The organism is Stenotrophomonas sp. 71799_Sma, assembly GCF_056482505.1.
This window is the reverse complement of the sequence record NZ_CM151202.1, coordinates 1545887-1558608: the sequence shown is the minus strand read 5'-3', so window position 1 is coordinate 1558608 and position 12722 is coordinate 1545887. Positions and strand designations below refer to the sequence as shown.

Sequence of the window (12722 nt, the reverse complement as noted above, 5' to 3'; positions counted from 1 at the left end):
AGTCGAGCCATGCTCGACTGCTCTTCGCGAGAAGCAGCCGAGCATGGCTCGGCTCTACCGAAGAACGAAAAGTAGTCGAGCAAGGCTCGACTCTACAAAGAGCGAACAGCGGTCAAGCAGCCACGTCGTTACAACTGGATCCAGGTGGCCTTGATCTCGCTGTACTTATCGAAGGCGTGCAGCGATTTGTCCCGGCCGTTGCCGGACTGCTTGTAACCACCAAACGGTGCGGTCATGTCGCCGCCATCCCAGCCGTTCACCCATACGCTGCCGGCGCGCAGCTGGCGCGCAACCCGATGCGCGCGGCCCAGATCGCGTGTCCAGAGACCGGCGGCCAGTCCGTAGCGGCTGTCGTTGGCCAGGCGCACCGCTTCGGCCTCGTCGTCAAAGCCAAGCACCGCCAGCACCGGCCCGAACACTTCCTCGCGTGCCAAGGCCTGCTCCGGGCGCACCTGGTCGAACACCGTGGGCTGCACATAGCTGCCACCCGCCTCCACCTCGGCACGATGCCCCCCCAGCAGCAGGCGGGCACCTTCAGCTTCGGCGCGTGCGATATCCCGCATCACCTTGTCCAGATGCGCGGCGTCCACCAGCGCGCCCATCGGCGCGTCGGCGTCCAGCGGATGCTGCGGCTGCATGTGCTGGCCATAAGCAACCACCTGGTGCACGAAATCCTCACGGATCGAGCGCTGCACCAGCAAGCGCGACCCGGCGGTACAGACTTCGCCCTGGTTGAAGAAGATGCCCTGCGCCACGGCCTTGGCCGCCGCGTCCAGATCGGGAGCGTCGGCGAACACCACGTGCGGGCTCTTGCCGCCGCATTCCAGCCAGACCCGCTTGAGGTTGGATCGCCCGGAATACTCAAGCAACTTCGCGCCGGTGGCAGTGGAACCGGTGAACGCCAACACATCCACGTCCATGTGCAGGGCCAGCGGTTCGCCAACGCGCGCGCCATGGCCCGGCAGCACGTTCAGCACGCCCTCCGGCAGGCCCGCCTCGGCGGCCAGCGCCGCCAGCCGCAGCGCACTCAGCGGCGACCGCTCCGAAGGCTTGAGCACCACCGAGTTGCCCATCGCCAGCGCCGGTGCGATCTTCCAACAGGCCATCAGCAACGGGAAATTCCACGGCACGATGGCCGCCACCACGCCAGCGGCTTCGCGGGTGACCAGTCCGAGTTCGTGCGGGCCAGTCGGCGCGATCTCGCCATACAGCTTGTCCACCGCTTCGGCGGTCCAGGTCAGGCACCGCACCACACCGGGCAGGTCGATACGGCGTGCGTCACGAACCGGCTTGCCCATGTCCAGGGTTTCCAGCAGCGCCAGTTCATCGACGTGCGCTTCCACCAGCGCGGCCAGCGCCAGCAACACGCGCTTGCGATGCGCCGGGCTCGCCTGCGACCAGTGGCCCGCCTCGAAGCTGCGCCGCGCGGCCAGTACCGCGCGTTCGACATCCTGCGCGTCGCAGTCGGCAACCGCGCCCAGCACGCGACCATCGATCGGGCTGATGCAGTCGAAGCGGGCGCCGCTGGCGGCATCGACATATCGGCCATCGATGAAGGCCTGGCCCGGCATCGAGAGCTGAAGGGACAGCGCCTGCCAGTGGCTGCGGTTGGGGAAATCGGCCATGGGAAGCTCCAGCGGTCAACGAGCTTTGGTTATACCGGGACCGCCGCGACTCCACCGTGACGCGGCTGCGCTACATTCGTCGCATCGGACCCGATGGAGCTGGCATGAAGCGTCCCGAAAGCGACCTGCACGACCTGGCCACCCAGCGCCCCGAGTCACTGGACGCGTACTGGATGCCGTTCACCGCCAACCGCCAGTACAAGGCCGCGCCGCGCATGCTGGTACGCGCCGAAGGCATGCACTACGAGGACGTCGACGGCCGCCAGATCCTCGACGGCACTGCCGGCCTGTGGTGCTGCAACGCCGGCCACGCCCGCCCACGCATCGTCGACGCCATCGTCGAGCAGGCACGTACCCTCGACTACTCGCCGGCCTTCCAGATGGGCTCGCCGCCGGCCTTCGCGCTGGCGCAGCGGCTGGCCGCACTGGCGCCTGCCCCGCTCAACCATGTGTTCTTCACCAGCTCCGGCTCCGAGGCGGTGGATACCGCGATGAAGATCGCGCTGGCCTATCACCGCCAGCGTGGCGAGGGCCAGCGCACCCGCTTCATCAGCCGCGAGAAGGCTTACCACGGGGTCGGTTTCGGCGGCATGGCGCTGGGTGGGCTGCCCAACAACCGCAGGGCGTTCGGCCTGCAGCTGGGCGGCGTGGACTACCTGCGGCATACCCTGGACCTGCCGCGCAATGCGTTCAGCAAGGGCCTGCCACGCCAGGGCGCGGAGCTGGCCGACGACCTGGAACGGCTGATCGCGCTGCACGATGCCTCGACCATCGCGGCGGTGTTCGTCGAGCCCATTGCCGGTTCGGCCGGGGTGATCCTGCCCGCGCCCGGCTACCTCCAGCGCCTGCGCGAGCTGTGCGACCACCACGGCATCCTGCTGGTGTTCGACGAGGTCATCACCGGTTTCGGCCGGGTCGGCATGCCCTTCGCCGCGCAGCGCTTCGGGGTCACCCCGGACCTGCTGACCTTCGCCAAGGCGGTCAGCAACGGCGCGGTACCGCTGGGTGGCGTGCTGGCCAGCGACGCCGTGCATGCAACCCTGATGCAGGCACCGCCGCAGGCCATCGAGCTGTTCCATGGCTATACCCATTCCGGCCATCCGCTGGCCTGCGCCGCAGCGCTGGCCACGCTGGAGGTCTATGCCGAGGAGCGCCTGTTCGAGCGTGCCATCGAACTGGGCGAATATTGGCAGGAACGGCTGCACGCGCTGCAGGGCCTGCCCAACGTGATCGACATCCGCAACTTCGGGCTGGTCGGCGCGGTCGAGCTGGCGCCGCGCCGCGATGCCCCCGGCAGCCGTGGCTACGAGGTGTTCCGGCGCTGCTTCCAGGACGGCCGGCTGCTGGTGCGCTGTACCGGCGACATCATCGCGCTGTCGCCACCTCTGATCGTGGACAAGGCACAGATCGACCAGATCACCGGCACCCTGGGCGAGATGATCAGGGCCACCGCCTGAGCCCGGGCCGGCGGTGGCGAGCGGGTACAATGGGCGGTTCCGCTCCTGCTCGCTGCCGTGCCCATGGATATCGTCGTCAAAGAAGAACTCAAGGCCTACATCGACCCGCTGACCGCGGACGAACATGACGCGCTGGAGCGCAGCATCCTGGCCGAAGGCTGCCGCGATGCGCTGGTGCTGTGGGGTGATGTGCTGGTCGATGGCCACAACCGTTTCGGCATCTGCCAGAAGCATGGCCTGCCCTTCAATACCGTGCAGAACACCCGCTTCCAGAGCATGGAAGACGTGCACCTGTGGATGATCGAGCAGCACCTGGGCCGCCGCAGCGTGTCCGACTTCCAGCGCGGCGTGCTGGCGCTGCGCAAGCGCGACATCCTGGCCGCCCGCAAGCAGATCGAGCAGGCGCAGCTGCAGCGCGAGAGCGACGGCACCGCCGAAGCCATCGAGGACGCGGGTGAGGACAGCCCGCCGTGGGAACCGGCACCGAAGATCAGCCGCGCCGAGCTGGCCCGCGAGGCCAAGCTGAGCACCAGCCAGGTCGGCATGATCGAACGCATCCACGCCCAGGCCGCGGCCGAGGTGGTGGAAGCGGTGAAGGCCGGCGTGATCTCGATCAGCGCTGCTGCTGCCGTGGCCGACCTGCCGGAAGACGAGCAGCGCGCCGCTGCCGCCGGTGGCAAGGATGAGCTGAAGCAGGCCGCCAAGCGCGTGCGCGAGTCCAAGCGCAAGCCGCGTGCACCGAAGCCGGAAGCAGCCGAGATGGACTTCGAGGAAGCGGACGAAGAGCAGATCGCCAGCCGCGACGCCGAGGTGCTGTCGGCACTGGAGCAGCTGGGCGAGGATGCCCCGGCGCTGCGCCGCCGCGTGGTCGCGCTGACCCGCGAGAACGACACCCTGCGCGCGCAGCTGGCTGCGTTGCGCAAGCAGCTCGAAGCGCTCTGAACCAACGGGTAGTGCCGGCCGCGGGCCGGCAACCCCATGAACGTTCCGGGTGCGTTGCGGATGCCGGCCAGCGGCCGGCACTACCAGATGCTCATGCCGTGCCGGTTAGACTTCCGGCATGACGTCTGCCAACGATCCGCGCCGCGCACAGCTGCGGCGCCTGAAAGCCCTAGCGCTGGGACTGCTGCTGTTGATGCTGGCCGGTTTCGCGGTCAGCCACTGGCAGGGCGAGCGCGGCATCTGGGCCTGGGTCTCGGCCTTCTGCGAAGCAGCGGCCGTCGGCGCACTGGCCGACTGGTTCGCGGTCGTCGCGCTGTTCCGGCGGCCGATGGGCCTGCCGATCCCGCATACGGCAATCATCCCACGCAGCAAGGAACGCATCGGCGACAGCCTGGCCCTGTTCGTGCGCGACCAGTTCCTTGAACCACAGGTCCTCTTGGCAAAGCTGCAGGTATTCGACCCGGCCAGCCGTCTCGGCAGTTGGCTGGCCGACCCTGCACGCTCACGGATGCTGGCCGACATGGCCCGCGGCTGGGCCTTGCAGGCACTGGACTTCTTCGACGAAACCGCGGTGCGCCGGCAGCTGCACGCCTTCGTGGTGCAGCAACTGCGGCAGTGGAATGCCGCCGCCACCGCCGGTGAGCTGCTGGCCCTGCTGACCGCCGATGGGCGCCACCAGCGCGTGCTGGACGAGGGCCTGCAGCGCTTGGGGCGCTGGCTGGAGCAGCCGGAAGTGAAGGAGCGCGCCTCGCAGCTGATCGTGCGTTACATCCAGCGCGAGTGGCCGACGCTGTCGAGCACGGTGAACTGGGTCAAGCCGATCGACGAGATCGGCGACAGCCTGGCCGAGCGACTGGCGCGGGCGGTGCTGGAAGAACTGCAGCAGGTGCTGGCCGAGCCGCAGCATCCGCTGCGCCAGGACTACGAGAGCTGGCTGCAGAACTACGTGCAGCGCCTGCGCGAGGACCCGGCCCTGGCCGAGCGCATCGAACAGCTCAAACAGGAAATGATCGATCACCCCGCCCTGCAGGAGTACGTGCAGGGGCTGTGGGCGCGCATCCATGCCAGCCTGCGTGCCGACCTGCAGCGTGAGGATTCGGCGCTAGTCGGGCACCTGCAGCGCAGCCTCGCGTCACTGGGCAGCAGCCTGCAGGCCGACCCGGCCCTGCGCGACGCGCTGAACCAGCATCTTCTGGAGGGCGCCCAGCGCCTCACCGGCCGCCTGCGCGAAGGCGTGACCACGCATATCGCGCAGACCGTGAAGAGCTGGGACGAACGGCATCTGGTCGAGCAACTGGAACTGAGCGTGGGCCGCGACCTGCAGTTCATCCGCTTCAACGGCACCCTGGTGGGTGGACTGATCGGCCTGCTGCTGCACGCCGCGACGGTGGTGTTCAGGTTCTAGGACCCCATCCGGCAGTCGATCCATGCCCTGCGTGGAGACGGAATTCGTCACGCTTGATTAACGAAATGCGAATGCCTATCATTTGCCGATCGGTTGTACGCTTAGCCAAGCGGGGCACGGAAGCACGCACCCACCCGCCCCTTCGCCCGTGTACATCCCCCGACTACCGGGTCGCCCGCACCAAGCGGGTGGCGCACCGTCGATGGGACTCGCTGGGCGACGTGCGCGAAGCGCATGGCTGCTGCGTCTGCGCATTCCATCGCTTGTTTCGTCCTGCATGGAATCGCACCGATGGCAATGCCGCTGAACCCCCCTCGTCCCACTCTGCTGGCCCTGGCCGTGACCGCACTGATGATCGCCCCGCTGGCCCACGCCGACGGCACTGCCGATCCTTCCGCGCGCACGCTGGATACGGTCCAGGTCACCGCTGACGGCGATATCGTCGACAGCTATACGGTCAAGCGTGCCAGCACGGCCACCAAGCTCGGCCTGTCGCTGCGCCAGACACCGCAGTCGATGACCGTGGTCACCCGCCAGCGCCTGGATGACATGGGCTTGTTCTCGCTGTCCGATGTGATGGGCCAGGTCACCGGCGTGGCGGTATCGGTCACCGACAGCGAGCGCATCAACTACGTCTCGCGCGGCTACAACATCACCAATTTCCAGGTCGATGGGATGCTCAACACCTTCGGTGGGTACATCAAGACCAACACCGACAGCGTGATCTATGACCGCATCGAAGTGGTACGCGGCGCAACCGGCCTGACCACCGGTGCCGGCGATCCCTCGGGCACCATCAACTTCGTGCGCAAGCGTCCTACCGACAGCTTCCAGATGAGCGCCAACCTGACCCTCGGGCGTTGGGGCAACCAGCGCCTGGAGGCCGATCTCGGTGGCCCGGTTGCGCTCGACGGCCGCATCCGCGCGCGCGTGGTGGCGGCCAAACAACAGAGTGACTCGTTCCGCGATGTCTACAAACTGGACAAGGACGTGTTCTACGGCATCGTCCAGGCCGACATCACCGACACGACCCTGCTCGAGGCCGGCTACGAATACCAGTCGCCGCGCACTACAGGCGTGACCTGGGGCGTGGTGCCGTACTGGGGGTCCGATGGCCAGCCCGCCAAACTGCCGCGCTCGACCAACCTGTCCGCCCGCTGGAGCAGTTGGCCGATCATCGAAAAGAGCGCATTCGCACGCCTTGAGCAGCAGTTGGGCAACGGCTGGACCGCCAAGGCCGCCTATACCCGCTCCAAGCGCGAAACCGACGGTGCGGTGTGGTACGGGGCCTCCGGCTACCCGAATGCCGATGGCAGCGGCATCAGCGCCTTCGTCGGCAGCTTCGGCGAGAACGGCGACATGCAGGTGTTCGACTTCAACGTTGGCGGTCCGTTCCGGCTGTTCGGCCGGGAACACGAGCTGGTGCTCGGTTTCGGCCAATCCGTGCGCAAGGGTGACGTGCCTGCCACCGACACTGCTGCCTACCCGGACAGCTACACCCGTGTACCGGATTGGCATCGCTGGAACGGCGACGTCGCGCCGCTGCAGGTCACCCGCCTGGGCTATCTGGCTTCTGAAGACGAACTGCGCCAGCGCGCGGCCTATCTGGCGACGCGCCTGCAGCTGGCCGATCCGTTGACCGCGGTGCTCGGCGCGCGCTACGGCAGCTGGGAAACGCGCACCTGGAACTACACCCATGACGCCGCCGGTCGCCTGACCGATACGCGTCGTGGCGGCTACAAGCCGGACGACTCGCTCACTCCGTATGCCGGCTTCATCTACGACTTCAACCGCTACTTCAGCGGCTACGTCAGCTACACCGACATTTTCCAGCCGCAGAACTACCGTGACCGGGACAACAACTACCTCGAACCGGTGGTCGGTGACATGTGGGAGGCCGGCGTCAAGGCCGAGTTCTTCGACGGTCTGCTGAATGCTTCCGCGGCCGTGTTCAAGGGCCAGAAGGACAACGTTGCCGAGCTCGACGACTCGGTGCCGGAAAACTCGCTGCCGGGTGGGGTCAGTGCCTACCGCTCCACCGGCAAGGGCAACAAGGTCAAGGGCTGGGAGATCGAAGCACAAGGCAGCCTTGGTGAGAACTGGAACCTGGCGGCCGGCTTCACCCACACCGTCAGCCGCAATGCGCAGGGCGTGCGCCAGAACACCGTCATCCCGGTCGATCTGTTCCGCCTCAACGCCAGCTGGCGACCGGGCGGCGCTGAAGGCCGTTTCTGGCTGGGCGGTGGCGCCACCTGGCAGAGCGGTATCTGGAGCCTGAGCAACAAGCCGCGTGCGGATTTCCTGACCAGCGGCAAGCGCGACCGCGTGGCAATCGAACAGGGCGACATCTACCTGCTCAACCTGTCGGCGGGCTATCGCTTCAACGAGAACTTCACCGCGCAGGTAAACGTGAACAACCTGCTCGACAAGAAGTATTACAACCGCGTCGGTTTCTATGACGGCGTGTTCTGGGGCGAACCGCGCAATGTGACGATGACACTGCGCTGGAAGCTCTGACCCTCGATGGATGGCACCGGTTCTGCGACCGGTGCCCGGCCACGGATGGCCAACCCCGGCGCGCTGCGGTGCGCCGGTTCCTTTTCACTGAAACCTGCAGGAACGCCGTGGACCGCTCGCCCGCAACCGCCAGCCCCCGCACCTTCTTCTCCAACCCGCGCTGGGGCGTGCTGTCACGCTCGCTGGCGGCGATCTTCGGCGGCTACGCGCTGGCTTCCGTGACCAGCGTGTTCTGCGCGGTGGCGCTGCCCGGCGCTCGAGGCCAGACCGTGCTGACCGGCATGCTGCTGGCCATTCTGGTGGCCGCCTGCGCGGCGCTGTGGGCGTTCGCCACGCGCAGTGCGCTGCGTGCGTGGGTCGGCATCCTCGCCCCCACCCTGCTGATGGCAGTCATCGCGCGCATGCTGGGGGCCTGGGCATGAAGAACGGATTCCGCCAGTCGATGGCCTGGCTGCACACCTGGACCGGCCTGCTGGTCGGCTGGCTGCTGTTGCTGATTTTCATGGCCGGCACGGCCAGCTACTACCGCGAGGAAATCAGCCGCTGGATGCGCCCGGAACTGCCCTCCAGCAACGTCAGCATCGATGTGGCCGCGCAGCGTGCCGTGGACTACCTGCAGGCCAACGCCGCGCAGGCCGAGAACTGGTTCGTCACCCTGCCACAACCGCGCAACCCCGCCATGCAGATGTTCTGGCGGCTGCCGCCGGAGCTGGTCGACCCCAGCCGTGGCCGTCGAGGGGGCTTCGGCGACGCAACACTGGACCCGAACACCGGGCAGGCACTGAAGGCCCGCGAGACCCGCGGCGGTGATTTCTTCTACCGCCTGCATTTCGACCTGCACTACATCCCGGTGCTGTGGGCGCGCTATCTGGTCGGCTTCTGCGCGATGTTCATGCTGGTGGCAATCATCACCGGCGTCATCACCCACAAGAAAATCTTCAAGGACTTCTTCACCTTCCGCAAGGACAAGGGCCTGCGTTCCTGGCTCGATTTCCACAACGTCAGCGCGGTGATGGCCCTGCCCTACCACGCGATGATCACTTACACCGGCATCGTCACCCTGATGATCATGTACCTGCCGTGGGGCGTGAAGGTGGCTTACCCTCAGGACGAGGACAAGTTCTTCAGCGAAGCATTCGGCGGCATGCCGGAGGTGACCGCGCCGGCCGAAGGCCGCGCCACGCCGCTGCCGATCGCGCAGCTGCTGGACAGCGCGCGAGCGCATTGGCACGGCGTGGAAGTGGCCGGCTTCACCGTGTCCAACCCTGGCGCGGCCAATGCAGTGATCGACATCCGCCAGCGTGACGGCAAGCGCCTGTCCACCGACACCCCGGCCGTGCGCTACGACATGGTCAACGGCACGCTGCTGGAAGAAACACCGCCTTCCGGTGGCGCCACCGCCACCCGCGGCGTGCTGTACGGCCTGCACCTGGCGCGCTTCGCCGACTGGGGCCTGCGTGCACTGTTCTTCCTGTCCGGACTGGTCGGCTGCCTGATGGTGGCCAGCGGCGTGGTGCTGTGGGCGGTGAAGGAACGGCCCAAGCACGCCAAGAGTGGCCGCACAGGCTTCGGCCTGCGCCTGGTCGATGCGTTGAACATCGGTACCGTGGCCGGCCTGCCGATCGCCTTTGCAGCGTACTTCTGGGGCAACCGCCTGCTGCCGCTGGACATCGCCGAGCGCTCCAGCGCCGAGGCCAACATGTTCTTCTACGCCTGGGGCGCGGCACTGCTGGCCGCCTTCATCTGGCCGAAGCGGATGATGTGGGCCTGGCAGCTGTACCTGGGCGCAGCCGCGTTCGCGCTGGTGCCGGTGGTCAATGCGCTGACCACGCATGCGCATCTGGGCAACACCCTGCGCAACGGGGACTGGGTGCTGGCTGGCTTTGATCTGTCGATGATCGCGTTCGGCGCGATGCTGGCGCTGTGCGGCTGGCGCATGCAGCGCTGGACACCACCGCTGAGCGCGGCCGAGAAGAAGAAGCGTGCAGCGGCGGCGGCGGCGCCCAAGGCCCCGGTGGACGCTGCAGAAACCGCCGAAGCGGAGGCCAGCGCATGATGCTGCTCGCGTTGACCCTGTCGTTCTCTGCGTTCACCGCGCTGTCGCTGGCGATGGAGAAGCACCAGCACGACCTGCACGGCAAGGCTGCAGCCACCCCGGCACAGCGCACGCAGTGGCGGGTGCTGGGTTGGGTGCTGCTGACGGTAGCGTTTGCACTGTGCGTGGTCGACCACGGCTGGGCGATGGGCCCGGTGCTGTGGCTGGGCGTGATGACCGTGGGCGGCGTGGTGCTGTCGTTCGGGTTGTACCCGTACCGGCCGAAATGGATCGCGCCGCTGGCGATCGCGCTGCCCGTGGCCGGGCTGCTGGTGGCGTTGCTGTAACCGCCATCCACGCATGGCGTAGATCTACTGAACAATCCTCCACGCATGGCATGGATGTACCGGCCAGAGATGGGGAGTGCCGGCCGCTGGCCGGCATCCCATGAACCCTCTGCGGATCTGACACCGTTGCCGGCCAGCGGCCGGCATTACCGGACTTACCCCAACCGCTTCAGTTCCCACGCGCGGTGGATGCGCGCGTTGCGCTCGAAATCCGGGCCGATGGTGCGTGCGGTGATCTCGCGGCACTGGGCAAATTCGGCGATGGCGTTCTCTTCCAGCTTGAAGCGGCGGAAGTTGTTGGAGAAGTACAGCACGCCGCCCGGTGCCAGCCGCGCAACCGCCGCGCGCAGCAGCTTCAACTGCTCGCGCTGCACGTCGAAGTCATCGGCGCGTGCGGAGTTGGAGAACGTCGGCGGATCGCAGAAGATCACGTCGTACTGGCCACGGTCGCCTTCCAACCACGCCATCGCATCGGCCTGCACCAGCAGGTGCTGGTTGCCGCCCTGCCCGTTCAACGCCAGGTTGTCGTAGCACCACTGCAGGTAAGTGGCCGACAGGTCGACGCTGGTAGTGCTGGCGGCACCGGCCACCGCCGCCTGCACGCTGGCCACGCCGGTGTAGCAGAACAGGTTGAGGAAACGCTTGCCACGCGCCTGTTCGGCCATCATCCGGCGCAGCGGGCGGTGGTCGAGGAACAGGCCGGTGTCCAGGTAGTCGAACAGATTCACCTGCAGCAGCGCGTTGTTCTCGCGCACCACGATGAATTCGTCACGCTGCTCGAAACGGCCGTACTTGCTGCCGCCCTTGCCGCGCTCGCGCGACTTCATCGAGACCTGCTCCGGCGGCACGCCGAATACTTCGCGCGCGGCCGCCAGCAGCTCGTTGCGGCGGCGGCGCACGTCGTTCTCCGGAATCGCCGCCGGTGCGGCGTATTCCTGCACATGCAGGAAGGTGCGGCGCTTGCCACCGTCTTCCTCGTAGACATCGATGGCCGCCGCGTACTCCGGCAGATCGGCATCGTAGGCGCGGAAGCAGGTGATGTCCTCGCGGGCACGCCAGCTCTTGAACTTCTTCAGGTTCTTGCGCAGGCGGTTGGCCACCATCTGCGCACCTTCGCTGAGTTCGCGCGGCTGCGCCGGGTCACGGCCCGGCACGGCGATCGGGTCGCAGACGATCAGCGCGCATTCCAGCGCACCGTTGAACATCTGGTACTTCTTGCCCGCACGCAGGCCGGTGGCAAAGGCCAGTTCGTCGTTGCCGCACAGCAGGCTGGCGCGCCACTGCGGCACCGCTTTCTGCAGGGCATTGCCGAGTGCGCGGTACAGCGCCGGGTCGGCGGCCAGGCGTTCGTCATACGGCGGGTTGCAGACCACCGCACCGATCTCCTGCTCCGGTGCGGCCAGGTCGGCGACGTCGGCGCGGGTGAAGCGGATCGCGTGGGCGACACCGGCCACCTCGGCATTCTCGCGTGCCGCCTGGATCGCGGTCGGGTCGATGTCGCTGCCGTGGATGACCGGCTTCAGCGCGGCCAGGCCAGCCGCTTCGCGGTCACGCGCCTCGCTCTGGATGCTCTTCCAGGCGGCCTTGTCGAAGCCCAGCCAGCGGCTCGGCGGCAGGCTGCCGTGGCGCATCAGGCCGGGAGCAACGTCGGCGGCCATCAGCGCGCCTTCGATCAGCAGCGTGCCGCTGCCGCACATCGGGTCCAGCAGGCCGCCACCGGCGGCGTGCAGCCGCGGCCACTGCGCGCGCAGCAGCAGCGCGGCGGCCAGATTTTCCTTCAGCGGTGCCTCGTGAGCGGCGCCGCGCCAGCCACGGCGATGCAACGGGCCGCCGCCGAGGTCGATCGACAGCGAGGCACGGCCTTTGCGCAGTGACAGGTTGACGCGCACATCCGGCAGGTCGGTGTTGACCGACGGGCGCTCCAGGCCTTCATCACGCATGCGGTCGACGATGGCGTCCTTGATCCGCTGCGCGGCAAAGCGGGCATGGGTGATCTTGTCGCCCGACACGTGCGCGTCCACCGCCAGGGTCATCTCCGGCTTGAGGTGCTCGTGCCACGGCAGCGCACGCACGCCGTCATACAGGGCCTGCTCGTCCGGGCACTCGAACTCGTCGATCGGCCACAGCACGCGGCTGGCCAGGCGCGACCACATCACGATCCGCAGCGCCTGCTCCAGTTCGCCCTCGGCGTTGACGCCGGCAATGGTGGCAGTGGCCTTGCCAAGGCCCAGGGCCGACAGTTCATCGGCAAGCAGGTATTCCAGGCCCTTGGCGCAGGAGACGAAGAATTTCACAGGATCGGTTCGCAGGTGGTCGGGCGCGGCACTGGGGCCGGGCCAGTCGGAAAGGAGGGCCGTAGGCACGGCCGGCAAGCCCGCGCCGGGGGCGGCGGGG

Annotated in this window: 9 protein-coding genes; 7 read left to right on the top strand and 2 right to left on the bottom strand. The window is 67.5% G+C overall.

What is annotated here, in order from left to right; translation table 11 throughout:
• Positions 1-128: 128 nt before the first annotated feature.
• A complete protein-coding gene (locus ACZK4Z_RS07170; RefSeq protein ID WP_293798857.1) occupies positions 129-1625 on the bottom strand; it encodes an aldehyde dehydrogenase in 1497 nt (498 codons plus the stop codon).
• Positions 1626-1729: 104 nt separating this feature from the next.
• On the opposite strand from ACZK4Z_RS07170, the gene aptA reads away from it, so the two are divergent.
• From aptA to ACZK4Z_RS07135, 7 genes are all read left to right on the top strand, one after another.
• Positions 1730-3082 (top strand): omega-aminotransferase AptA, encoded by a 1353-nt coding sequence (gene aptA, locus ACZK4Z_RS07165; RefSeq protein WP_125893485.1) that lies wholly within the window; start codon positions 1730-1732, stop codon positions 3080-3082.
• Between the two features lie 63 nt (positions 3083-3145).
• Entirely contained in the window at positions 3146-4024 is an 879-nt protein-coding gene (locus ACZK4Z_RS07160) for a plasmid replication/partition related protein (protein ID WP_032127886.1), read from the top strand.
• A gap of 118 nt (positions 4025-4142) precedes the next feature.
• Positions 4143-5429: a DUF445 domain-containing protein gene (locus ACZK4Z_RS07155; protein ID WP_071228415.1), complete on the top strand. Its 1287-nt coding sequence runs from the start codon at positions 4143-4145 to the stop codon at positions 5427-5429.
• 291 nt (positions 5430-5720) lie between these two features.
• Entirely contained in the window at positions 5721-7946 is a 2226-nt protein-coding gene (locus ACZK4Z_RS07150; protein ID WP_478451263.1) for a TonB-dependent siderophore receptor, read from the top strand.
• Positions 7947-8053: 107 nt separating this feature from the next.
• Entirely contained in the window at positions 8054-8368 is a 315-nt protein-coding gene (locus tag ACZK4Z_RS07145) for a DUF3649 domain-containing protein (protein ID WP_032127889.1), read from the top strand.
• Positions 8365-10002, top strand: coding sequence for a PepSY-associated TM helix domain-containing protein (locus tag ACZK4Z_RS07140; RefSeq protein WP_478451262.1), 1638 nt, complete (start codon positions 8365-8367; stop codon positions 10000-10002). The genes ACZK4Z_RS07145 and ACZK4Z_RS07140 overlap by 4 nt, the downstream gene beginning before the upstream one ends.
• Complete coding sequence (locus ACZK4Z_RS07135) at positions 9999-10328, top strand: DUF3325 domain-containing protein (protein WP_478451260.1); 330 nt, start codon at positions 9999-10001, stop codon at positions 10326-10328. The genes ACZK4Z_RS07140 and ACZK4Z_RS07135 overlap by 4 nt, the downstream gene beginning before the upstream one ends.
• A 155-nt stretch (positions 10329-10483) precedes the next feature.
• On the opposite strand, the gene rlmKL is transcribed toward ACZK4Z_RS07135, so the two are convergent.
• Complete coding sequence (rlmKL, locus tag ACZK4Z_RS07130) at positions 10484-12622, bottom strand: bifunctional 23S rRNA (guanine(2069)-N(7))-methyltransferase RlmK/23S rRNA (guanine(2445)-N(2))-methyltransferase RlmL (RefSeq protein ID WP_478451259.1); 2139 nt, start codon at positions 12620-12622, stop codon at positions 10484-10486.
• Between the last annotated feature and the right edge of the window lie 100 nt (positions 12623-12722).

Excerpts from the sequence above, each read along its gene's own strand:
- ACZK4Z_RS07170 (WP_293798857.1), bottom strand. The coding sequence starts at position 1,625 with ATGGCCGATTTCCCCAACCGCAGCCACTGGCAGGCGCTGTCCCTTCAG.
- aptA (WP_125893485.1), top strand. The coding sequence starts at position 1,730 with ATGAAGCGTCCCGAAAGCGACCTGCACGACCTGGCCACCCAGCGCCCC.
- ACZK4Z_RS07160 (WP_032127886.1), top strand. The coding sequence starts at position 3,146 with ATGGATATCGTCGTCAAAGAAGAACTCAAGGCCTACATCGACCCGCTG.
- ACZK4Z_RS07155 (WP_071228415.1), top strand. The coding sequence starts at position 4,143 with ATGACGTCTGCCAACGATCCGCGCCGCGCACAGCTGCGGCGCCTGAAA.
- ACZK4Z_RS07150 (WP_478451263.1), top strand. The coding sequence starts at position 5,721 with ATGGCAATGCCGCTGAACCCCCCTCGTCCCACTCTGCTGGCCCTGGCC.
- ACZK4Z_RS07140 (WP_478451262.1), top strand. The coding sequence starts at position 8,365 with ATGAAGAACGGATTCCGCCAGTCGATGGCCTGGCTGCACACCTGGACC.
- ACZK4Z_RS07135 (WP_478451260.1), top strand. The coding sequence starts at position 9,999 with ATGATGCTGCTCGCGTTGACCCTGTCGTTCTCTGCGTTCACCGCGCTG.